Genomic DNA, 22,561 nt, shown 5'->3' on the forward strand with positions numbered 1-22,561 from the left:
ACCGTCTCCCTGGTGAAATTAGCGCTGTGGTCCCACCCGATCCCATCCCGAACTCGGAAGTGAAACGCAGCTGCGCCGATGGTAGTGTGGCTTAAGCCATGCAAGAGTAGGTCATCGCCAGGGTCTTACCCCAGACCCCCTCAGATCTCACGATCTGAGGGGGTCTTCTTTTGCGCCTGCGAAAAGCGAAGCCCCTGCGCGGCATCGGGCGCAACCCGAAGAGCCAGGCAATACGCCCGAGCGTTCGATGCGGGCGGACGGCTGGAAGCGGATGAAGGACGGCAATGTGTTGCGCAAGGCCGCGCCCCTTGAGCCAAGTACGACTGCGCATGCTGATGCATCGTGTTCGTGGCTTGCTTCGAGGCCGATCTGCACCTCGGAAGCCCAGTGCCTGCGGGACAAAGCAGATGAGATGCGCGGATAGTGATTGCGTCTAAGGTTCGGCTAATAGCGTTGATCGTCCGCGAAAAGGCGCAAGACGATTCACCGACAGCGGCAGACGGCGACGCATGCGCCACGCGCCTGATAAGCGGTGCAGCGCATCGGGCAGCCGATGCAGGGCTCTGCATCCAACGACGGGCTCCCGATGGCGCTCTCCTGCACTGAGCGGCCCCACCCTTTGCGCCGCGCCTGACACCGCCCTGGCGCCAAGTCGCGGCTAACGAGCGTGAGGGTCATAGCGGCTGAGCTGCTCTGCGTCTCGGGTGCTCCCGCACGACTTCGTGGCGCGGTTGAGAGCCGCTACAGCAGGTTTACTTCGCGACGCTCCGTGCAGTGGCGGTCCATGGCCGCCGACGGGACCTTGCTCGCCAGGGCCGCGGCTGGCCGCCAATCGCTCGGCGGCGGACTACTGCGCCGGCGGGAGCGTCACCGGGCGATCGCGCAGGCGCGGATGGGAGGGCACGGCGTCCGGCGTGGGTTTGACGGGAGGGTCGTTGCGGCCGAGCCAGTTGTACCAGTGGTAGCGGGCGATGCCGAGCCACTCGACGGCGGCCAGGTCGCTGATCAACAGGTTGTAACTGTTGGGCAGCCAGGAGGCGAACGGCGCGGTGTAGTCGCTGCGCGCCGGGGTCGGTTGCAGGCCGAAATGGCGGAAGTACAGCAGGCTGCGGCGCATGTGCAGGCCCGAAGTGACCAGGACCAGCGGCCCGTGCGCCCTGCTCGAGAGCAGGCGCGCGGTGAACTTGGCGTTCTCGAAGGTGTTGCGCGAGGCTTCCTCCTTCAATACGTCCTCGGCCGGCACGCCGGCCTCTTCGATGAGCGAGGCATAGAGCTCGGCTTCGCTGTTGCCGAGGCCGGCCGGGTCGCCGCCGGACACCAGCACCTTGCAGCCCTGCGTGGCGGCCTTGCATGCGTCGAACAGCTGCACCGCGCGCAGGATGCGGCTGTAGGCCAGCGACTGCGGTTCGATGCCGCCTTCGTGCGGCAGCCGCTGCATGCCCATGCCCAGCACGATGATCACCGCGTCCGGCTGCCAGTCCACGCGTGCCGGCGAGCGTTGGCCGGCCTGGGTAGCGTCGACGATCCAGCCGGCCAGTACGCCATTGCCCAGCAGCCAGAACACCAGGAACCAGGCCACGCCGACAGCACGCGCGATGCGCGGGCGACGCAGGCGAAAGAGCAGCGCCGTCAGCAGGACGCCGAAGGCAAGAAACAGCAGCGACATCACGCAGGTCCCTGGGGCGATGCGTGCATGGTCGCAGATCGCGGCGGCACCTTGGGAGCATCGCGTGAAGGCGATGCGAGCGGCAATCCACAAACAGTTGACGTCTCCGCGACCAGCATCGTGAGTCCCTTCGCCCGCCACCTGGAGCAGCACGCCATGGCCGCACGCAAACCCATCCCCAAGCCCGCCAACCCGCCCGTCGACCAAGGCGCCGTCACGCGCGGCGAAGGCGACGAGCTCCACCAGCAGGCCGGCGGCACGCATCCCGCACTGACCACCAACCAGGGCATCCCGGTCAGCGACAACCAGAACTCGCTCAAGGCCGGCCCGCGCGGACCGACGCTGCTCGAAGATTTCATCCTGCGCGAGAAGATCACCCACTTCGATCATGAGCGCATCCCCGAGCGCATCGTGCATGCACGCGGGACCGCGGCGCACGGCTATTTCGAGCTGACCAAGTCCCTGTCCAAGTACACCACCGCCAAGCTCCTGACCGAGATCGGGGTGAAGACGCCGGTGTTCACGCGCTTTTCGACCGTGGCCGGCGGCGCGGGCTCGGTGGATACGCCGCGCGACGTACGCGGCTTCGCGGTCAAGTTCTATACCAAGGAGGGCAACTGGGATCTGGTGGGTAACAACATCCCGGTGTTCTTCATCCAGGACGCGATCAAGTTCCCCGATCTGATCCACTCGGTGAAGATGGAGCCGGACCGCGGCTTCCCGCAGGCGGCCAGCGCGCACGACACCTTCTGGGACTTCATCTCGCTCACGCCCGAGTCGATGCACATGATCATGTGGGCGATGAGCGACCGCGCCATCCCGCGTTCGCTGCGCATGATCGAAGGCTTCGGCATCCACAGCTTCCGTTTGCTCGACGCGCAGGGCAACAGCACCTTCGTGAAGTTCCACTGGCGGCCCAAGCTCGGCCTGCAGTCCCATGTCTGGGACGAGGCGGTGAAGGTGGCCGGCGCCGATCCTGACTTCCAGCGCCGCGACATGTTCGAGGCGATCAGCAGCGGCGACTTCCCGGAATGGGAGCTGGGCGTGCAGCTGTTCACCGAGGAACAGGCGGCGCAGTTCCCGTTCGATCATCTGGACCCGACCAAGCTGATCCCGGAGGAGACCATCCCGCTGCAGATCATCGGGCGCATGGTGCTGGACCGCTGGCCGGACAACTTCTTCGCCGAGACCGAACAGGTGGCCTACTGCCCGGCCAACATCGTGCCCGGCATCGACTTCTCCAACGATCCGCTGCTGCAGGGACGGCTGTTCTCGTACCTGGACACGCAGCTCTCGCGGTTGGGCTCGCCCAACTTCCATCAACTGCCGATCAACGCGCCCAAGTGCCCGTTCCACAACAACCAGCGCGACGGCCACATGCAGATGGGCGTGCCGAAGGGGCGCGTGGCCTACGAGCCGTCCTCGCTGCAGGAAGACAGCCCGCGCGAGACGCCGGCCGGCTTCCGCAGTCACGCCACCGTCGATGATGGCGCCAAGGGCCGCGTGCGGCCGGAGAGCTTCGCCGACCACTACAGCCAGGCGCGGCTGTTCTACCGCAGCCAGACCAAGCCCGAGCAGGCGCATCTGGCGTCGGCGCTGGTGTTCGAACTGTCCAAGGTCGAGACGGCGCACGTGCGTGAAGCGGTGATCGGTCATCTGCGCCACGTCGATGCCGAGCTGGCCCAGCGCGTGGCCAACGGCCTGGGCCTGGATGCGCTGCCGCCGCCGGCGCAGGCCAAGGTCGAGCCGATCGACATGCCGCTCTCGCCGGCGCTGCAGCTGATCGGCAAGATGAAGGATACGCTCAAGGGCCGCACGGTCGGCATCCTGGTGCATGACGGCTCGGACGTGGGCACGGTCAAGGCCTTGCAGAAGGCGGCCAAGGATGCGGGTGCGACGGTCAAGCTGGTGGCGCCCAAGCTGGGCGTGGCGCTGTCGGACGGCCGGAAGGTCAGCGCCGATGGCCAGCTGGCGGGCACGCCGTCGTTCGTGTTCGATGCGGTCGCGGTGGTGCTGTCGGCCGACGCCGGCAAGGCGCTGGCCAAGGATTCGGCGGCGATCGACTTCGTCAGCAACGCCTGGGCGCATCTGAAGGCCATCGCCAGCGATGCGGGCGCCGCGCCGCTGCTGAAGGCCGGCAACGTCGGCAAGGACGCGGGCATCGTTGATGCGGCCGACACCAAGGGCTTCATCGCCGCGGCCAAGACGCGGCAATGGGCGCGTGAGCCGAAGCTGCGCATGCTGGCCTGAAGTTTTCGCCAAGCACGGCCCGAAGGGCACGCCGGCTTCTGCCGGCGTGCCCTTGTCGTTTCAGGCGATGCGAAGCGCACCACGATGTCGTGACCTGTTCAGCGATTCACTGCGCGGCCATCACGTGCGGCTCAGTAAATCTGAGCCACGCATCCTCTCCATCCGACCACCATGGCCGACCTCGCAGTGCAATCCGACGTTCTCGTCGCCATCCTGCTCGCCGCGCTTCTTGCCGCCGTCCTCGTCCTGCTGGTCCAGCCCTTGTTCGGCGGCGGCAAGCGCGCACTGCATGACGCCGACTGGGAACCGGAGCGCCAGCAGCTGGCCGTGGATCTGGACCAGTGGGCCGCCGACCTGCGCGTGCTGGCCACCTCGCTGCGCCTGGGCCACTGGGGCGATGTGCGCTACGCGCTGCAGTGGCGCACGCTGGATCCGCCCGCTTCGCTGGTGGACGCGCTGGATTGGGATTCGATCAGCGGCCAGCGGGCGGAGGTGCTGGCGCTGTCCAAGGTGATCGGCCACGCCGACGAGCTTGCGCAGATCGCGGTGATGACCGACCAGGTGGCGATGCTGCAGGGCGGCGCCGCGGTCACGCGCGACACCGTGACCTACGCCGCGGCCGACTATGCCAATGCGTTGCTGGTACTGGCGGACGCCGCGGCCAAGGCACGTGCCGAACTGCGCCCGGACGCCCGGGTCGCGGCGATCGCCCAGCCGACCGGTTGAGCGCACGGCTGCTTATCGTCTTGTCACACATCGCGGCGTTGGGCCCTGTTGCTCGCGGTACATCGATCCTTGTGCACGAGTGCGAGAGAGGCCTCGTGTGCGCCTTCGGTTGTCGACCGCAGGTCCGGCGGAGGCACATCCGCTTCGCTGGCGTCATGCTGTCCCATCCGCGCCTCGTCCCGCGCATGACGTCTCTGCGAAGCGGACAGGGGAAGCATTGATGTGGCCAGCCTCGCGCGTCTTCGAGCGCGCCAAGCTCAGACACGCCAAGCGCGAAGCCTTGACCGCCCGTCGGCTGCGCAGTGCGGCGCAGGCCGGGGCGGACGAGGAAGCGCATCGGCTGTGGATGGCAGCCGCCCAATGCAGGCGGGTGCTTGAGCGACTGCGTCGCCGTGTCGGCGCGCGGGACCCGGATGGGCGCCTGCTCGAACAGGCGCGCAGGCTGGCGCTGTTCGAACTCGATGCCGAGCGTGCGATTGCCGCACTGCGGATGCAGGTGCTCCAGGGCACCCATCGCATCGACGAGCAGCGGGCGCGTTCGGTCACCGCGCGCGACCACCTGGAAACGGCGGCCGACGAGCTGGAACTGCGCGCCAATCTGGTCGATGCCAGGCAACAGGCGCGCCAGCTGCGCGAGCACTCCGAGGTGCTGCTGAGCGAAAGCAGACAACATCTACTCGCCACCTGCGCGCCACAAGAGATGTAGCTGCCCACACGCGAAACGTCAGCACCACGCGAAGACGTCCTGACCTCAACGCCACATCGCTGAGCGAAGAGAAAACGCGATACGTGCAATCAGCGGTAAGCGGTCTCGCCTTCACCCGACATGGGCGGGGGCGCAGCGATGGTATCCGCACACTTCCAGGACCTGCCCCTATGCGCGCCTTCCAACAACGGCACACCCTGCTGCTGGTCGATGACGACTACGCGATCGCCACTGCAACTGGCGAGTATCTCGAATCGATCGGCTACGACGTCGACTATGCCCACGACGGACTCGAAGGCCTGCGCCTGGCCAGCGAGCAGCACTACGACGTGATCCTGCTGGACGGCAAGATGCCGCGTATGGACGGGCTGGATGTCTGCCGTGCGTTCCGCCGCGAGGTCAAGCGCAGCACGCCGATCATCTTCCTGTCGGGCCGCGAGCGGGTCGAGGACCGCGTGACCGGCATCGAGGCCGGCGCGGACGACTACCTGGTCAAGCCGTATGCGCTGCCGGAGCTGCAGGCCCGCCTGAACGCGCTGATCAAGCGCCAGCGCCGTCAGCTGGCGGGCACGCGGCTGACGGTCGGCGATCTGACCCTGGAGACGGAGAACTACACCGTCAAGCGCGCCGGCCAGCGGCTGTCGCTCTCGCCGATCCAGTTCCAGCTGCTGGCGGTACTGATGCGGCATTCGCCGGCGATCGTCACCAGGGCCCAGCTGGAGCGCGAGATCTGGGGCAGCGACCTGCCGGACTCGGACACGCTGCGCAGCCACATCTACAATCTGCGCAAGGTCATCGACAAGCCGTTCGATAGCCCGCTGCTGCACACCCACCTGACCTTCGGTTTCCGTCTGGCGCCGGTGGACCAGCCGCTGCCATCGACGCAGCCCGAGACCGATTCGGCCGCCGTGGCGGCCTGAGGCGGCCCTTGGGCCCGGCGTCGGTCCCTTCCCACTTACCAAGGATTGCGCTTGCCCCAGGAAACCGCACCCGGCTTCAAGTCCCCGGCGATCGACGACCTGCGCCTGAAGGGTCACAAGTCGGACATCTTCTTCGCGGCGGTGGAAACCACCCGCATGCCGATGATCGTCACCGACCCGCACCAGCCCGACAACCCGATCATCTTCGCCAATCGCGCCTTCATCGAGATGACCGGCTACAGCGCCGAGGAGCTGGTCGGGCGTAACTGCCGTTTCCTGCAGGGCAAGGACACCGACCGGGCCACGGTCGCGGCGATACGCGAATCGGTGGCGCAGAACCGCGAGTTCGCCGCGGAGATCCTGAACTACCGCAAGGACGGCACCTCGTTCTGGAATGCCTTGTTCACTTCGCCCGTGTACGACGAGCAGGGCAATCTGATCTTCTTCTTCGGTTCGCAGCTGGACGTCAGCCGCCGCCGCGACGCCGAGGACGCATTGCGCCAGGCGCAGAAGATGGAAGCGGTCGGCCAGCTGACCGGCGGCATCGCGCACGACTTCAACAATCTGCTGCAGGTCATGAGCGGGCACCTGGAATTGCTGGGAATGCTCAACAGCGCCGAAAAGCCGGACCAGGCGCGCATCGAGGCCGGCATCGCGCGTGCGCAGGCCGCGGCCCAGAAGGCCGCCACGCTGACCCAGCAGCTGCTCGCCTTCGCGCGTCGCCAGCGGCTGGAGGGCCGGACCACCAACCTCAACACGCTGGTGTCGGGGATGATCGACCTGGCGCACCGCTCGCTGGGCGACGATGTCGAACTGGTCACCCACCTGGATGCCTCGCTGTGGAACGCCAAGCTGGACAGCACCCAGGCCGAGGTGGCGCTGCTGAACATCCTGCTCAATGCGCGCGACGCGATGGAGGATCGCCCGCAGCGGCAGGTGACCATCGAGACGGCCAACGTGGAGGTGGACCAGAGCGATCTGAGCAGCCCCGACTTCCATCATCTGGCGCCGGGTCACTACGTCAGCGTGGCCGTGACCGACACCGGCTGCGGTATGCCGCTGGACATCCAGCAGCGCGTGCTGGAGCCGTTCTTCACCACCAAGGAGGAAGGCAAGGGCACCGGGCTGGGCATGAGCATGGTGTACGGCTTCGTCAAGCAGTCCGGCGGCGCGGTGCGCATCTATTCGGAGGTGGATCGGGGCAGCACGATCCGGCTGTATTTCCCGGCCCAGCCCAGCGAAGGCGGCAAGCCGCAGCTGCCCGAACCGCGGGCCAGCGGCCGCGGCGGCAGCGAACGGATCCTGATCGTGGAGGACCGTGAGGAGGTCGCGGCGGTGGCGCAGATGTTCCTGGAAGCGGCCGGCTATCAGACCGAGGTCGCCAGCAACGCGGCGCAGGCGCTGGAGCTGCTGAAGGCGAGCGACCCGTTCAATCTGCTGTTCACCGACCTGATCATGCCCGGCGGGATGAATGGCGTGGTGCTGGCCCACGAGGTCATGCGGCGCAGCCCGGCGACCAAGGTCATCCTCACCACCGGCTATGCCGAGAACACGCTGGCGCGCAGCGACGCCGAAGGCGCGCAGTTCGACGTGATCAACAAGCCCTACACCCAGCGCGACCTGCTCAAGCTGGTCCGTCAGGTGCTGGACGGCCCGACCGGCGTGGGCTGAGCGGCAGCGGCAGCCTTGCCGTCAAATAGCTGCGAGACGACGAGGCCCCGAAAGGGGCCTTTTCGTTGGCGCGACCGATCCGCGAGCCGCCTTGACGCGCCCGGCAGCTGGCGCGTAAGGTGCGTCCGTCGTGGTTCCATCGCTTCATCCATATGAAGCGATGGATTAAACGGGAATCCGGTGAAGGCGCGCCCCGTGCGCGTCCATTCCGGAGCTGCCCCGCAGCGGTCATTGGAAACGAAGCCTGCCAACAGCACTGGTCCGCGCCGCAAGGCATCGGGCTGGGAAGCGGCAGGGAGTAGGGGGTGCGGACCTGTTCCGCGCCGTGTCCATGAGCCCGAAGACCGGCCCCGGCCGGAGGACCCTGCTCGGTCTTCCGCTTCGACCTGGCACCGCTCGCGGGAGCGGCACGGGCGCGTGATGCGGCGGGCGCGAGGCCCGGTGCCGCAGGCGTGCGCGTGTGGAGGTTTCCGCGCACGGGGCCGGTTCGCCCGCGGGGGCGAAGGTCGCTGGCATGGCACGTCGCAGCCGCAGGGCTGTAGGCGTGGCGTGCGGTTCCTTCGTTCCTCAATGCCCACACGCAATGAGGATCCATTCAATGACCAGCGTCACCAACCTCGGCTTTCCGCGCATCGGACCACGCCGTGAACTCAAACACGCCCTGGAGCGCTACTGGAAGGGCGAGGACAGCGCCGACACGCTGCAGGCCACCGCCGCGGCCCTGCGCGCGCAGCACTGGCAGCTGCAGCGGCAGGCCGGCGCCGACGTGCTGCCCAGCAACGACTTCTCGCTCTACGACCATGTGCTGGACACGGCGTTCCTGTTCGACGCCCTCCCGCAGCGTTATCGCGCCCTGGCCGACGCCGACCCGCTGGCCGGCTACTTCGCCATGGCGCGCGGCGTGCAGACCGGCGGCATCGACCTGCGCGCGCTGGAGATGACCAAGTGGTTCGACACCAACTACCACTACATCGTCCCCGAGCTGCATGCCGGCCAGGAGTTCGCCCTGCGCGGCGACAAGCCGGTGGCGCAGTTCCTGGAGGCCAGGGCCGCCGGCTTCGACACGCGTCCGGTGCTGCTGGGGCCGGTGAGCTTCCTGCTGCTGTCCAAGACCACCGATGGCAGCGACCGGCTGGCGCTGCTCGAGCGCCTGCTGCCGGTGTACGCGCAGCTGCTCGAACGCCTGCATGCCGCCGGCGCGGCCTGGGTGCAGATCGACGAACCCACGCTGGTGCTGGACCTGGACGAGGCGGCCAAGGCGGCTTTCGCCCGCGCCTATGCGTTCCTGGCCCAGGCGCCGCGCTCCAGGCTGCTGCTGACCACCTACTTCGGCGCGCTGGGCGACAACCTGGACCTGGTCGCGCGGCTGCAGGTCGAGGGCCTGCACGTGGATCTGGTGCGCGCGCCGGAACAGCTCGACGCGGTGCTGCAGGCCTGGCCCAAGGGCCGCGTGCTCTCGGCCGGCCTGGTCAACGGGCGCAATGTCTGGCGCACCAACCTGGACAACGCGCTGACGCTGGCGCGCTATGCGCAAGGGCACGTCGGCGCCGACAACCTGTGGCTGGCGCCGTCGTGCGCGCTGCTGCACGTGCCGGTGGACCTGGAGCAGGAGAAGGCACTCGATGCCGAACTCAAGTCCTGGCTGTCCTTCGCCCGGCAGAAGCTGGGCGAGCTGCGCGTGCTGGCCGACGCGCTGGACGGACGCGAAGGCGCGGAAGGCCCGCTGGCGCAGCAGCGCGCCCGCCTGGAATCGCGCCGCCAGTCGGCGCGCGTGCATCGGCCCGAGGTGGCCCGGCGCCTGGCTACGCTGAGCGAGGCCGACAGCCGGCGCGCCTCGCCCTACGCCCAGCGCCGTGTGCTGCAGGAGCAGGCGTTCGGGCTGCCCGTGTACCCGACCACCACCATCGGCTCGTTCCCGCAGACCCAGCAGGTGCGTCAGGCGCGCGCCCAGCACAAGGCGGGCAAGCTGTCCGACGCCGACTACGAGACCTTCCTGGAGGCCGAGACCGAGCGCTGTGTGCGCTTCCAGGAACGCATCGGCCTGGACGTGCTGGTGCATGGCGAGTATGAGCGCAACGACATGGTCGAGTACTTCGGCGAGCAGCTGGACGGCTTCGCCTTCACCAAGCTGGGCTGGGTGCAGAGCTACGGCAGCCGCTGCGTCAAACCGCCGATCATCTTCGGCGACGTGGTGCGCCCGAATCCGATGACGGTGCGCTGGTCGCGCTACGCCCAGTCGCTGACCCAGCGGCCGATGAAGGGCATGCTGACCGGCCCGGTGACGGTGCTGCAGTGGTCGTTCGTGCGCGACGACCAGGCCCGCAGCGAGACCTGCCGGCAGATCGCGCTGGCCCTGCGCGATGAGGTCAACGACCTGGAGGCCGCCGGCATCGGCATCATCCAGATCGACGAGCCGGCCATCCGCGAAGGCCTGCCGCTGCGCCGCGATGCGTGGTCGGACTACCTGAACTGGGCGATCGAGGCCTTCCGCATCTGCGCCAGCGGTGTGGGCGATGCGACCCAGATCCACACCCACATGTGCTATTCGGAGTTCAACGACATCATCGATGCGGTGGCGGCGATGGATGCGGACGTGATCTCGATCGAGACCTCGCGCTCGCGCATGGAGCTGCTCGATGCGTTCGTGCGGTTCCGCTATCCCAACGGCATCGGCCCGGGCGTGTACGACATCCACTCCCCGCGCGTGCCCTCGGTGGAGGAAATGGTGGAACTGCTGCGCAAGGCGCGGGCGGTGCTCAGCCCGCAGCAGCTGTGGGTCAACCCGGACTGCGGCCTGAAGACCCGCGGCTGGGACGAGACGCGCCATGCGCTGGAGCAGATGGTGGAAGCCGCACGCCGCCTGCGCGCGGATCTGGCCCAGGCGGCCTGATGCGCGCGTGCCGCGCCTGCGCCGCAGGCGCGGCATTTCGGCGCACGCGGCACACCACGCGGCGTGTCCCCGGCTGAAACCGTTATGAAGCCGATAACGTTTTCACGGCTGCCAGCGACGCGGGGCTTGCGTACACTCTGGCTCCCCCATCTTTCATAGGACTTGCCGACCGTGTCGATCAACCAGGAACAGCGGGACAAGATTGCTTCCGGCCAGGGCTTCATCGCCGCACTGGACCAGAGCGGCGGCAGCACGCCCAAGGCGCTCAAGCTCTACGGCGTCGACGAGTCGGCCTATTCCAACGATGCGGAGATGTTCGCGCTGGTCCACCAGATGCGTGAGCGCATCGTCACCAGCCCGGCGTTCACCGGCGAGCGCGTGGTCGGGGCGATCCTGTTCGAGCGCACGCTCGACGACCGCTTCGCAGGCGAAGAGGCCGCGCACTACCTGTGGAACGTCAAGCAGGTCGTGCCGTTCCTGAAGATCGACAAGGGCCTGGAGGACGAGGCCAACGGCGTGCAGCTGCTCAAGCCCATCCCGGGCCTGGCCGAGCTGCTGGCCAAGGCCAAGGCCAAGGGCGTGTTCGGCACCAAGGAGCGCTCGGTCATCAAGGCCGACAACGCCGCCGGCATCGCGGCGGTGCTGGACCAGCAGTTCGAGCTGGGCCAGCAGGTGCTGGACGCCGGCCTGGTCCCGATCATCGAGCCGGAGGTGGACATCAAGGCCGCCGACAAGGCGCAGATCGAGACCACGCTGAAGCAGGGGCTGCTCGAGCGTCTGGACAAGGTCGATGCGGCCACGCCGGTCGTGCTCAAGCTGACCCTGCCCAGCGTCGATGGCTTCTTCAAGGAGCTGGTCGACCACCCCAGCGTGCTCAAGGTCGTGGCGCTGTCCGGCGGCTACAGCCGCGATGAGGCCAACGCCAAGCTGGCCCGGAACCCGGGCATCATCGCCAGCTTCAGCCGCGCGCTGACCGAGGGCCTGAGCGCGCAGCAGAGCGACGAAGAGTTCAACAAGACGCTCGATGCCACCATCGAGTCGATCTACCGCGCCTCGATCGCCTGATCGACGCGGACGGTGTGGTTCACGCAGGCCCCGCTTCGGCGGGGCCTGTCGCGTTTCAAGGGCCGCGGCAGGGCGGGCTTCAACGATCGGCGGCGCGGTCGGCCCAGTCGGCCAGGTGAGTGCGCAAGGCCTGCGCGGTCGGCGAAAGCGGGCGTGTACCGTCCCAGCACAGGCACAGGCGCCGCTGCGCCCAGGGCTCGCTCAGCGCAGCGCCGCGAACGCACGGCCCAAGCCGCGCCAGTGCGGCGGCCGGCACCACGGCCACGCCGGCGCCGGCGGCGACCATCGCGCCGATGGCCTCGAACGTGCGCAGTCGCACGCGGTACGCCAAACGCAGGCCCAGCGCCGCCGCCTGGGCGTCCAGATGGCGCTGCAGGGCACTGCTTTCGGGCAGGCCGATCCAGGGCTCGGCCGCCAGATCGGCCAGGCCCAGCGCCTGCGCACTGGCGGCGGCATGCGCGGGCGGCAGCAGCGCCACCAGGGTGTCGCGCGCGAAGTGCTGGCGTTGCAGGCCTGGCGAGGCCGCGGCCTCGGACAGGATGCCCAGTTCCACCACGCCGGCCTCCAGCGCCTTGGCGATCTCCTCACTGCTGCGCTCGAGCAGGTCCACATCGATGTGGGGGTGGGCCGCCAGCCAGGGTGCCAGCGCGGCGGGAAGCGCCTCGCTCATGGTCGCGGTATTGACCATCAGGCGCACGCGCCCCCGCGTCCCGCGCGCATGGTCGGCCAGTGCGTGCCGCAGCAGCGCCGACTGCTGCAGGATCGAGCGTGCGTGATGGGCCACCGCCTCGCCCGCCGCGGTGGGCCGGATGCCCTTGGGCAGGCGGTCGAGCAGGACGATACCGGCGTATTCCTCCATCGCGCGCAGGCGCTCGCTGGCGGCGGCCAGCGACAGGTGCGCACGCTCGGCGCCGGCGGTGATGCTGCCGGCGTCCAGCACGGCCAGGAACAGGCGCAGGTCGGGTAGATCGAATCGCAAGGCCAAGGGCTCCTTCGGCTGGCCCGAAGGTCGGCATCGGACAGACCGCATTGTGCCCGCGCGCGTCACCCCGTTTCATGGCGGCATGCAGATCTCGACGGAAGTGTGGTGGCTGATCGTGCTCGGCACGTTCTTCGTGGCCGGCTGCGTGAAAGGCGTGACCGGCATGGGCCTGCCGACGGTGGCCATGGGCGTGCTGGGCGCGCTGATGTCGCCGGCCTGGGCGGCCGCCTTGCTGCTGCTGCCTTCGCTGGTGACCAATGTGCTGCAGCTGGTCAGTGGCGGCCAGCTGGGTGCGCTGCTGCAACGGCTGTGGCCGATGCAGCTGGCGGTGGTGGCCGGCACGGTGCTGGCCTCCGCCTGGCTGGCCGATGGAGCGGCGCAAGGCACGGCGCGCCTGCTCGGCATCGCGCTGGTGCTCTACGCCCTAGTGACCCTGCTGTCCCGCCCGTTCCGCGTGTCGCCCGCGCTGGAACGCGTGCTTGCGCCGCTGGTCGGCGGCATCACCGGCGTGGTGACGGGGGTGACCGGCGTGTTCGTGATCCCGGCGGTGCCCTTCCTGCAGGCGCTGGGCCTGCAGCGCGATGCGCTGGTGCAGGCGCTGGGCCTGTCCTTCACCGTCTCCACGCTCGCGCTGGCCGCCGGCCTGGCCCTGCATGGCGCGTTGTCGGTCGGCCATCTGCTGCCGTCGTCGATCGCCGTGCTGCCTGCCCTGGCGGGCATGTGGCTGGGCCAGCGCCTGCGCCAGCGCATCCGTCCGGCCGCGTTCCGGACCGGCTTCCTGATCTGCCTGCTGCTGCTCGGGTTGGAGCTGGCGTGGCGCGGGTGAGGCGCGTGCGCTTGTGAGGTCGGAGCGCTACTGGCCGATGCTGCCGCGCAGGTCGACCTGCTCGACGCCGGGGACCCCGCGCAGGTCTTCGAGGGCCTGCAGCAGCGCCGCCTGCGGCACGGTGGATTCGCAGCGCACGTCGAGCAGATCGGTCTGCGGCGTGCGCGGCTTGAGCACCATGCGCTGTACCGGCAGGCCGCTGCGCTCCAGCTGCTGCTGGATCTGCCCCAGCGGCGCGTGCTGCCGCGACAGCACCAGCTTCAGGCCCGGCATCGAGGCGCGGCGGCGGCGCAGATAGCGGCGCTCCAGCGGCTTGAGCACGGCCAGGATGATCCACAGCAGCGCGGTGGCCAGCACCGCGGCCGCGTACAGGCCGCTGCCGACGGCCAGCCCGATCGAGGCCACCGCCCACAGCCCGGCCGCGGTGGTGAGGCCGCGGATCACCTGCTCGCGCTGCAGGAACAGGATGGTGCCGGCGCCGAGGAAGCCCACGCCGCTGATCACCTGGGCGGCGATGCGCGAGGGATCGAGCACCACATGCGGATTGCCCAGCACGTCGTTGAAGCCGAACGCCGAGACGATGATGGCCAGGGCCGCACCGACGCAGACCAGCATGTGCGTGCGCAGGCCGGCGGCCCACTCCAGCCGGCCGCGGTCGGCGCCGATGATGCCGCCCAGCAGCGCGGCCAGCAGCAGGCGCAGGGCGATCTCCCAGGTATCGAGCATGTGTGCGGTCTCCTTGCAGGTGGCCGGTGCGCTGCAGGCACGGGCAACGCGGCTGAGCCTAGCCCCATCCCGATCAAGGTGCGCTCAAGGAGGCGCCGGCTTGAGGCCGCTGGCGCGCGTGGCTAGGCTGGGGCTTCCCCACGCCGCTGGCCGCTTCGATGACCGACATGCCTTCCGATACCGCGCTGATCGTGGTCGATCTGCAGCCGGACTTCATGCCGGGCGGCGCGCTGGCCTGCTTCGAGGGCGATGCGATCGTGCCGGGCATCGCGCGGCTGCTGGCCGAGCGCGTCTACGGCACGGTCGTGGCCACGCAGGACTGGCATCCAGGTGCGCATGCCTCCTTCGCCGCGCAGCATCCGGGGCATGCGCCGTTCGAGGTGATCGGGCTGCACGGCCAGCCGCAGACGCTGTGGCCGCGGCACTGCGTGCAGGGCACGCCGGGCGCGGCGCTGGACCCGCGCGTGGACTGGACGCCGGCCGACCTGATCCTGCGCAAGGGCACCCATGCGCAGGTCGATTCCTACAGCGCGTTCCGCGAGAACCACGGCCCGGATGGGCTGCGTCCCAGCACCGGCCTGGCCGGCTGGCTGCGCGAGCGCGGCATCGCGCAGGTGCACGTCTGCGGGCTGGCGCGCGATGTCTGCGTGCTGTGGACGGCGCAGGATGCGCGCGCCGAAGGCTTCGAGGTGGCGTTCCTGTGGGAGCTGACGCGCCCGGTCACGCCGGACGGGGACGCGCCGACGCGCGCGGCGTTGCAGGAGGCGGGGATCCCCATTCTCTGAACGCGTGATCCGAGTCGCCAAGCCGGGGAGCGGGATTCCCGGGTTTGACAACTCCGGGGCCAAAACGTGTATTTTGCGTTAAACGTGCTGCGCCACAGCACAACTTGCATACCACCCACGCCCCCGGAGTCGCCCCATGTCCGCCAGCAGGTCGCTGCGTCACGCCACGCTCGCCATCGCCATCAATGCCGCCGTCGCCACCGTCGCGCTGGCGCAGCAGGCGCCGGTGGCGCTGGATGCGGTCACCGTCACCGCCGACCGCCGCGCCGAGAACGCCAAGGACGTGCCGGTCTCGGCCACCGTGCTGCGCCCGGAATACCTGGACGCCCTCTCCACCAGCGCCTCGGACGTGCGCGTGCTGGCCGGCAAGTCGCCCAGCCTCAACGTGGAGTCCTCCAACGGCCGCGTGTTCCCGCGCTTCTACATCCGCGGCTACGGCAATACCGACTTCACCACCTACGCCTCGCAGCCGGTGTCGCTGGTGTACGACGATGTGGTCTACGAGAACGCCTTCATCAAGGGCTTCCCGATGTTCGACCTGGCCAGCGTCGAGGTGCTGCGCGGCCCGCAGGGCACGCAGTTCGGCCGCAATACGCCCGGTGGCGTGGTCAAGTTCAACTCGGTGCGGCCGGTGCTGGGCGAGACCTCCGGCTATGCCAGCGTGTCCTACGGCACCCATGCGACCAGCTCGGTCGAAGGCGCGCTCAACCTGCCGATGGGCAGCGACTGGGCCGCGCGCATCTCGCTGCTGCAGCAGCACCGCGACGACTGGGTGACCAGCCAGATCAGCGGGCAGAAGCTGGAGGGCTACGACGACTCGGCCCTGCGCCTGCAGGCGCTGTTCCAGCCCTCCGAGGACTTCAACGCGCTGTTCAACGCGCACGCGCGCAAGCTCAACGGCACCGCGCGCCTGTTCCGCGCCAACATCATCCAGTCGGGCAACAACAACCTGGTCGATGGCTTCGACCCGGACAAGGCCTACATCGACGGCCACAACGCGCAGGAGCTGACAACGTATGGCGGCAGCGCCAACCTGACCTTCAGCTCGGGCGATGTGACCTTCCACTCGATCACCGGCTACGAGGGCATCTCCAAGTACTACAGCCGCGGCGACATCGACGGCGGCTACGGCCCGGGCGCGTTCGTGAACCCGGCCGCGCCGTCGGGCCCGGGCTTCATCCCGTTCTCGGTGGAGACCGCCGGCGGGATCAAGTCGCTGGACCAGTTCACCCAGGAGCTGCGCGCCGAGTCGGATTACACCGGCCCGCTCAACTGGCAGGGCGGCCTGTACTACTTCTACGACAACGTGCAGGGCGAGGCCTACGACTACGACACCCTGGCCGGTGGCGCACTGACCGGTTACGACCTGACCAAGCAGAAGACCAGCTCGTGGGCGGCGTTCGCCTCGCTCAACTACCAGGCCACCGACGTGCTCAACCTGCGCGCCGGCATCCGCTACACGCACGACCACAAGACCTTCGACATCCTGCAGTGGGACCGCACCTCGCCGCCGCCGATCGGTGGTGACACCAGCGGTTCGAAGGTCACCGGCGACGTCGCCGCGACCTGGGCGCTGAGCGATGCGGTCAACCTGTACGCGCGTGCCGCGCGCGGCTATCGCGGCGCCAGCTTCGGCCCGCCGTCCACCGGCGTGCCGGTGACCGTGGCCCGCCCGGAGACGGTGGATTCCTATGAGCTCGGCATCAAGGCCGACTTGTGGGAGCGTCGCGGCCGGCTGGCCTTCGACATCTACAGCATGGACATCAAGGACCAGCAGCTGACCGCGGTGGGCGGCACATCCAATGCCGTGCAGCTGATCAACGCCAAGAAGAGCCAGGCCTACGGCGCTGAGCTGGACTTCGACCTGCTGCTGACCGAGAACCTGCGCTTCGGCCTCAACGGCAGCTACAACCACACCGAGATCAAGGACAAGGACCTGGCCACCTCGACCTGCTCGGCTTGGGTGTGCACGGTGACCGACCCGGTCGATGCCAACGGCTTTGCCCGCATCGACGGCAACCCGCTGCCGCAGGCGGCCAAGTGGATCGGCAACGTCAACCTGCGCTACGGCGTGCCGATGGGCGCCGACGGCGAGCTGTTCTTCTACACCGACTGGTCGTATCGCAGCGAAGTGAACTTCTTCCTGTACCAGTCGCGCGAGTTCATCGGCCAGCCGCTGACCGAAGGCGGTTTGAAGATCGGCTACACCTGGGCCGACGGCAAGTACGAGGCCTCGGTGTTCTGCCGCAACTGCACCAACCAGATCCGGGCCACCGGCGCGATCGACTTCGACAACCTGACCGGCTTCATCAACGACCCCCGCATCATCGGCGCGCAGTTCCGCGCGGGCTTCTGACGCGCAAGGCACCTTCCTGTAGAGCGGAGCTCGCTCCGCTGCTTCTGGTCCGGTTCTTGAGAAATGCCTCAGCGGAGCAAGCTCCGCTCTACCTCCGCTGCTTCTGGTTCGGTTCATGGGAAGGCCCTAGCGGAGCAAGCTCCGCTCTACGGGTGGGACGCTTCGCATGACCTTGGGCACGGGCGCGGCTGTCGGGGGCTGACGCTAGACTCGGCGCATCCCTTCGCAGTCAGGTGTGCGCCCATGAGCAGCTGGTACTTCCTCACCGGCACCGAGCAGACCCGCTCGGGCCCGTTCGACGACGCGGCCGCGCAGGCCTTCGCGCGCGCAAACCCGTTCGCGCTGGCCTGGCGCGAGGGTCTGTCCGGCTGGCAGCCGGTCGGGACCCTGGCCGAGCTGGGCGGCGGCGCCTCGCCGCCGAACATGCCGCCGCCGCCGACCGGGGCGGGGCGCGCGGACGACATCGATTTCCGTATCGTCGGCCACGACATGCAGTTCGTCGAGGTGGAGCTGGACCCGGGCGAGAGCGCGGTGGCCGAGGCCGGCGCGCTGATGTTCAAGGACGCCTCGGTGCAGATGGACACGGTGTTCGGCGATGGCCGCAGCAGCGGCGCCGGCGGCGGCTTCATGGACAAGCTGCTGGCCGCGGGCAAGCGCGTGGTCACCGGCGAGAGCCTGTTCACCACCGTCTACACGCACACCGGCAGCGGCAAGGCCAAGGTCGCCTTCGCCGCGCCGTATCCGGGCACCGTGGTGCCGTTGAAGCTGTCCGAACACGGCGGCCGCCTGATCTGCCAGAAGGACAGCTTCCTGGCCGGCGCGCGCGGGGTGTCGCTGGGCATCGCCTTCCAGCGCAAGATCCTCACCGGCCTGTTCGGCGGCGAGGGCTTCATCATGCAGAAGCTCGAGGGCGACGGCTGGGTGTTCGTCCACGCCGGCGGCACGGTGGTCGAGCGCGAGCTGGCCGCCGGCGAGCGCATCGACGTGGACACCGGCTGCGTGGTCGCCTACCACGGCGGCGTGGACATGGACATCCGCCGCGTGGCGGGCATCAAGAGCATGTTCTTCGGCGGCGAAGGCGTGTTCCTGGCCACGCTGACCGGCCCGGGCAAGGTCTGGCTGCAGTCGCTGCCGTTCTCGCGCATGGCCGGCCGCATGCTGCAGGCCGCCCCGCAGGGCGGCGGCCAGGCCCGCGGCGAAGGCTCGGTGCTGGGCGGGCTGGGCCGCATCCTGGACGGGGACAACAACTTCTGATTCCGGGTCGCCCCCGCCGCGGAGGCGATCGAGAAGCGGGGGCTGCCGCCGGCATCGGCAGGCCGAGCGCCGTCGGCGGGTGCGTCGAGCGCAAGCTCACGCGCCGTGAGAACAGCTTTCTCTTGCACTCTACAAATATACTTGTAGAGTGGTGGCATGAACGATGACGTCGCCGTTTCCGCGCTTGCCGCCCTGGCGCATGCCGATCGACTGACCGCCTTCCGCCTGCTGGTGAAAGCCGGTCCGGAAGGCGTGGCGTCCGGAGACATCGCCGAAGCGCTGTCCATCCCGCCCACGCGCATGAGCTTCCACCTGGCGACGCTGGAGCGGGCCGGCCTGGTGCGCGCGTGGCGCGATGGCCGGCGCGTGCGCTACGCGGCCAGCTACGAGGACATGCGCCAGCTGCTGGCCTTTCTCACCGATGACTGCTGCTCCGGCAACCCGGCCATCTGCGGCGACCTGCTCGGGCTTGCGTCCGCCTGCGCCCCGCAGCGCCGCGCGTGAGCGGGGCGGGTGCCCCGAACCTTCTTCCGGACCCCACAAGCCCATGCGCATCACCATCTACCACAACCCGGCCTGCGGCACTTCGCGCAACACGCTGGCGATGATCCGCCAGTCGGGCGAGACGCCCGAGGTCATCGAGTACCTGCGGACGCCGCCCACGCGCGAGGCGCTGGTTGCGCTGGTCGCGGCCATGGACATCAGCCCGCGTGCGCTGCTGCGCGAGAAGGGCACGCCCTATGCCGAGCTCGGCCTGGACGATCCATCGCTGACCGACGACCAGCTCCTGGACGCGATGATGGCGCATCCCATCCTGATCAATCGGCCCATCGTGGTCAGCGAGCAGGGCGCGGCGCTGTGTCGGCCTTCCGAGCGCGTGCTGGCGCTGCTGGCCAATCCCGTCGCTCGCTTCACCAAGGAAGACGGAGAGGTCGTGACCGCGCCCGCGACATCGGCGTGAGGCGCATGCGCGGTGTCTGCCGGACATCGACGCCGCGCGACGGCATCCCGTCCGGGCCCGCGCGCTGACCGCACCGCGCGTCATGGCGCGACCCCTTCCATCGAGCGACTTACCGAGCGCCTGAAGCGCGCCCAGGCGCTCTCACCGGCGCCGGATCGGCGCTCTCTCTGACGCGCGCCGGAGCGCCCCATGCTTGCCCTCGCGATCTTCGTCGTCACCCTCGTCCTTGTGATCTGGCAGCCGCGCGGGCTGGGGATCGGCTGGTCCGCGCTCGCCGGCGCCGCCGTCGCGCTGGCCACCGGCGTGGTCGGCTGGCACGACGTCGGCACGGTCTGGGGCATCGTGTGGGACGCGACCTTCACCTTCGTCGCCCTGATCGTGATCTCGCTGCTCCTGGACGAGGCCGGGTTCTTCGCCTGGGCGGCGCTGCATGTCTCCCGCTGGGGCGGCGGCGCTGGCCGCAGGCTGTTTCCGCTGGTCGTGCTGCTCGGTGCGGCGATCGCCGCGGTGTTCGCCAACGATGGTGCGGCGCTGCTGCTGACGCCGATCGTGCTGGCGATCCTGCTGCGGCTGGACTTCCCGCCAGCCGGCGCGCTGGCCTTCACCGTGGCGTGCGGCTTCATCGCCGACACGGCAAGCCTGCCGCTGGTGGTGTCCAACCTGGTCAACATCGTCACGGCCAACTACTTCGAGATCGCGTTCGGTCGCTACGCCGCCGTGATGGTGCCGGTGAACCTGGTCTCGGTCGGCGCCACGCTGGGGGTACTGTGGCTGTGGTGCCGACGCGACATGCCCGCTACGTACGGCATCGATCGTCTGAAGCCGCCGCGCCAGGCGATCCGCGACGAAGCGGTGTTCCGCGCCGCCTTCCCGCTGCTGGCCCTGCTGCTCCTGGCCTATTTCGTCACCGGCCCGCTGGGCGTGCCGGTCGCGCTGGTCACCGGTGCCGCCGCGCTGCTGCTCCTGGCGATCGCCGGTCGCTGGGCGTCCGGCGGTCGCGGCGCGACGGTCGCGCTGGGCAAGGTGCTGCGCGGTGCGCCCTGGCAGATCGTGCTGTTCTCGCTCGGCATGTATCTGATCGTCTATGGCCTGGGCCGTGCCTGGCTCATGGAGGCGGCGCGCGCGCTCCTGGTGTGGCTGGCGGCGCAAGGCACGTTCGCGGCCACGGTCGGCACGGGCTTCGCCGTGGCCGGGCTCGCCTCGCTCATGAACAACATGCCGGCGACGCTGGTCAGCGCGCTGGCCATCGACGCGGCCGACGTCCCTGCGCAGACGCGCGAGCTGATGATCTACGCCAGCGTGGTCGGCAACGATCTGGGGCCCAAGCTCACGCCGATCGGCTCGCTGGCGACCCTGCTGTGGTTGCACGTGCTGGCCGGCAAGGGGCAGCGGATCACGTGGGCGCAGTACATGAAGGTCGGGCTTGTCCTGACGCCTCCCGTGCTGCTGGCCACCCTGGTGACCCTGTGGCTCTGGCTCCCGGCCGTGCACGGGCACTGAGCGGCGGCGCCCGGGGCCGGCGCGCCTCGGGGCCGCCGCTCGATGTGGCCGGCTCGGCACAAGTTGCCCACCGTTTGGCATCGGCTGACTAAGCTGCGTGCTTTCCCCAACGCCCTGCGTGCCATGCCTGCTTCGCGCCTGACCTGCCTGCTGCTGACCGCCTGCGTCACCCTGCTTTCGGCCTGCGGCGGCGAGGCGGTCAAGACGCCACCGCCGGCCACGACCGTGGTGCCACCGCCGGCGGTCACCGCCAAGCCGGTGGTGATCGGCATCGCGCTGGGCGGCGGGGCGGCCAAGGGCTTCGCGCACATCGGCGTGATCAAGATGCTGGAGGCCAACGGCATCCGCCCCGACGTGGTCGCCGGCACCAGCGCTGGCAGCGTGGTCGGCGCGCTCTACGCCAGCGGCATGGACGTGTTTCAGATGCAGAGCAAGGCCGTGGCGCTGGACGAATCGACCATCCGCGATGTGCGCCTGTTTTCCGGCGGGCTGGTGCAGGGCCGCGCGCTGCAGGATTACGTCAACGCGCAGGTGGGCAATACGCCGATCCAGCGGCTGAAGAAGCCCTTCGTCGCGGTGGCCACGCGCCTGGAGGACGGCGAGCGCACCATGTTCAACCGCGGCGACACCGGCCAGGCGGTGCGCGCCTCGAGCAGCGTGCCGGGCGTGTTCGAGCCGGTGGAGATCGGCAAGTGGCACTACGTCGACGGCGGCGTGGTCAGCCCGGTGCCGGTGGATGCGGCCAAGCAGCTGGGCGCGGATTTCGTCATCGCCGTGGACATCTCCAGCAAGGCCAGCGGCAAGAATCCGGGCGATCTGCTGGGCACGCTCAACCAGTCGATCACCATCATGGGCCAGCGCGCCGGCCAGCAGGAACTCGCGCGCGCCGATGTGGTGGTGCGGCCCAAGGTCAACGAGATCGGCGCGGCCGATTTCAGCCAGCGCAACGCGGCCATCCTGGAAGGCGAGAAGGCCGCGCTGGCGGTGATGCCGCAGATCAAGGCGCGCCTGGCCCAGCTGCAGCACGAGCGCGCGGCGGCCGCAGCAGCGGCTGCCGAGCCGAAGTCGCAGCCGTGTGTGGAGCCGACGCGGCTGCAGCGGCTGACGTTCCGCGGGACGCCTTGTCCGGCCAAGTGAGCGGTTGGGTCGTGTCGTTGTTGAGGCCGGATAGGGCTTTCATCTGGTCGAACTCGGCACTGCGAGTAGTTGCCTGAGCGGAACTGCGCACCAGCGAAAGGCAAAAGCAAAAGCAAAAGCAACCCTTCCCCCTCAGTCGC

General features: G+C 69.1%; 18 protein-coding genes, 1 rRNA gene and 1 riboswitch. Of the genes, 16 read left to right on the forward strand and 3 right to left on the reverse strand.

Annotation, left to right across the window (positions count from 1 at the left end):
• The first annotated feature begins 8 nt into the window (after window positions 1-8).
• Window positions 9-123, forward strand: a 5S ribosomal RNA gene (gene rrf, locus EAT51_RS12300).
• 724 nt (window positions 124-847) lie between these two features.
• Here the strand turns inward: rrf and EAT51_RS12305 are convergent.
• Entirely contained in the window at window positions 848-1,666 is an 819-nt protein-coding gene (locus EAT51_RS12305) for a YdcF family protein (RefSeq protein ID WP_165421984.1), read from the reverse strand.
• A 156-nt stretch (window positions 1,667-1,822) separates the two neighbouring features.
• Between EAT51_RS12305 and EAT51_RS12310 the strand changes: the two genes are divergently transcribed.
• From EAT51_RS12310 to EAT51_RS12340, 7 genes are all read left to right on the forward strand, one after another.
• Window positions 1,823-3,916 carry a catalase gene (locus tag EAT51_RS12310; RefSeq protein WP_130520629.1) on the forward strand — a complete coding sequence of 698 codons (2,094 nt, stop codon included), beginning with the start codon at window positions 1,823-1,825 and terminating at the stop codon, window positions 3,914-3,916.
• A gap of 171 nt (window positions 3,917-4,087) precedes the next feature.
• On the forward strand, window positions 4,088-4,642 hold the full coding sequence (locus EAT51_RS12315; RefSeq protein WP_130520631.1) for a hypothetical protein: 555 nt from the start codon (window positions 4,088-4,090) through the stop codon (window positions 4,640-4,642).
• A gap of 220 nt (window positions 4,643-4,862) precedes the next feature.
• Window positions 4,863-5,348, forward strand: coding sequence for a hypothetical protein (locus EAT51_RS12320; protein ID WP_130561698.1), 486 nt, complete (start codon window positions 4,863-4,865; stop codon window positions 5,346-5,348).
• Between the two features lie 170 nt (window positions 5,349-5,518).
• On the forward strand, window positions 5,519-6,268 hold the full coding sequence (locus EAT51_RS12325) for a response regulator transcription factor (protein WP_130520636.1): 750 nt from the start codon (window positions 5,519-5,521) through the stop codon (window positions 6,266-6,268).
• A 156-nt stretch (window positions 6,269-6,424) separates the two neighbouring features.
• A complete protein-coding gene (locus EAT51_RS12330) occupies window positions 6,425-7,939 on the forward strand; it encodes a histidine kinase famiy protein (RefSeq protein ID WP_265937035.1) in 1,515 nt (504 codons plus the stop codon).
• Between the two features lie 114 nt (window positions 7,940-8,053).
• A riboswitch (cobalamin riboswitch) is annotated at window positions 8,054-8,306 on the forward strand.
• Window positions 8,307-8,537: 231 nt separating this feature from the next.
• Window positions 8,538-10,829, forward strand: coding sequence for a 5-methyltetrahydropteroyltriglutamate--homocysteine S-methyltransferase (gene metE / locus EAT51_RS12335; RefSeq protein ID WP_130561699.1), 2,292 nt, complete (start codon window positions 8,538-8,540; stop codon window positions 10,827-10,829).
• 171 nt (window positions 10,830-11,000) lie between these two features.
• Window positions 11,001-11,894, forward strand: coding sequence for a fructose bisphosphate aldolase (locus tag EAT51_RS12340; protein WP_130520638.1), 894 nt, complete (start codon window positions 11,001-11,003; stop codon window positions 11,892-11,894).
• A gap of 79 nt (window positions 11,895-11,973) precedes the next feature.
• On the opposite strand, the gene EAT51_RS12345 is transcribed toward EAT51_RS12340, so the two are convergent.
• Window positions 11,974-12,873: a LysR family transcriptional regulator gene (locus EAT51_RS12345; RefSeq protein ID WP_205953623.1), complete on the reverse strand. Its 900-nt coding sequence runs from the start codon at window positions 12,871-12,873 to the stop codon at window positions 11,974-11,976.
• A gap of 85 nt (window positions 12,874-12,958) precedes the next feature.
• On the opposite strand from EAT51_RS12345, the gene EAT51_RS12350 reads away from it, so the two are divergent.
• Window positions 12,959-13,702: a sulfite exporter TauE/SafE family protein gene (locus EAT51_RS12350; RefSeq protein WP_130520642.1), complete on the forward strand. Its 744-nt coding sequence runs from the start codon at window positions 12,959-12,961 to the stop codon at window positions 13,700-13,702.
• 27 nt (window positions 13,703-13,729) lie between these two features.
• Here EAT51_RS12350 and EAT51_RS12355 read toward each other — a convergent pair whose 3' ends face one another.
• On the reverse strand, window positions 13,730-14,428 hold the full coding sequence (locus EAT51_RS12355; protein WP_130520644.1) for an MgtC/SapB family protein: 699 nt from the start codon (window positions 14,426-14,428) through the stop codon (window positions 13,730-13,732).
• A 158-nt stretch (window positions 14,429-14,586) separates the two neighbouring features.
• On the opposite strand from EAT51_RS12355, the gene EAT51_RS12360 reads away from it, so the two are divergent.
• From EAT51_RS12360 to EAT51_RS12390, 7 genes are all read left to right on the forward strand, one after another.
• Window positions 14,587-15,213, forward strand: a complete 627-nt coding sequence (locus tag EAT51_RS12360) for a nicotinamidase (RefSeq protein ID WP_130520646.1) — start codon at window positions 14,587-14,589, stop codon at window positions 15,211-15,213.
• Window positions 15,214-15,349: 136 nt separating this feature from the next.
• Complete coding sequence (locus EAT51_RS12365) at window positions 15,350-17,569, forward strand: TonB-dependent receptor (protein WP_130520648.1); 2,220 nt, start codon at window positions 15,350-15,352, stop codon at window positions 17,567-17,569.
• Between the two features lie 243 nt (window positions 17,570-17,812).
• Window positions 17,813-18,823 carry a TIGR00266 family protein gene (locus tag EAT51_RS12370; protein WP_130520650.1) on the forward strand — a complete coding sequence of 337 codons (1,011 nt, stop codon included), beginning with the start codon at window positions 17,813-17,815 and terminating at the stop codon, window positions 18,821-18,823.
• A gap of 156 nt (window positions 18,824-18,979) precedes the next feature.
• Window positions 18,980-19,327 carry an ArsR/SmtB family transcription factor gene (locus tag EAT51_RS12375; RefSeq protein WP_130520652.1) on the forward strand — a complete coding sequence of 116 codons (348 nt, stop codon included), beginning with the start codon at window positions 18,980-18,982 and terminating at the stop codon, window positions 19,325-19,327.
• Between the two features lie 43 nt (window positions 19,328-19,370).
• A complete protein-coding gene (gene arsC, locus EAT51_RS12380; protein WP_130520654.1) occupies window positions 19,371-19,784 on the forward strand; it encodes an arsenate reductase (glutaredoxin) in 414 nt (137 codons plus the stop codon).
• A gap of 189 nt (window positions 19,785-19,973) precedes the next feature.
• Complete coding sequence (locus EAT51_RS12385) at window positions 19,974-21,284, forward strand: arsenic transporter (RefSeq protein WP_130561700.1); 1,311 nt, start codon at window positions 19,974-19,976, stop codon at window positions 21,282-21,284.
• Between the two features lie 123 nt (window positions 21,285-21,407).
• Window positions 21,408-22,421, forward strand: a complete 1,014-nt coding sequence (locus EAT51_RS12390; RefSeq protein ID WP_130561701.1) for a patatin-like phospholipase family protein — start codon at window positions 21,408-21,410, stop codon at window positions 22,419-22,421.
• Window positions 22,422-22,561: the final 140 nt, after the last annotated feature.

Source organism: Pseudoxanthomonas winnipegensis, assembly GCF_004283755.1.
Lineage (GTDB): Bacteria > Pseudomonadota > Gammaproteobacteria > Xanthomonadales > Xanthomonadaceae > Pseudoxanthomonas_A > Pseudoxanthomonas_A winnipegensis.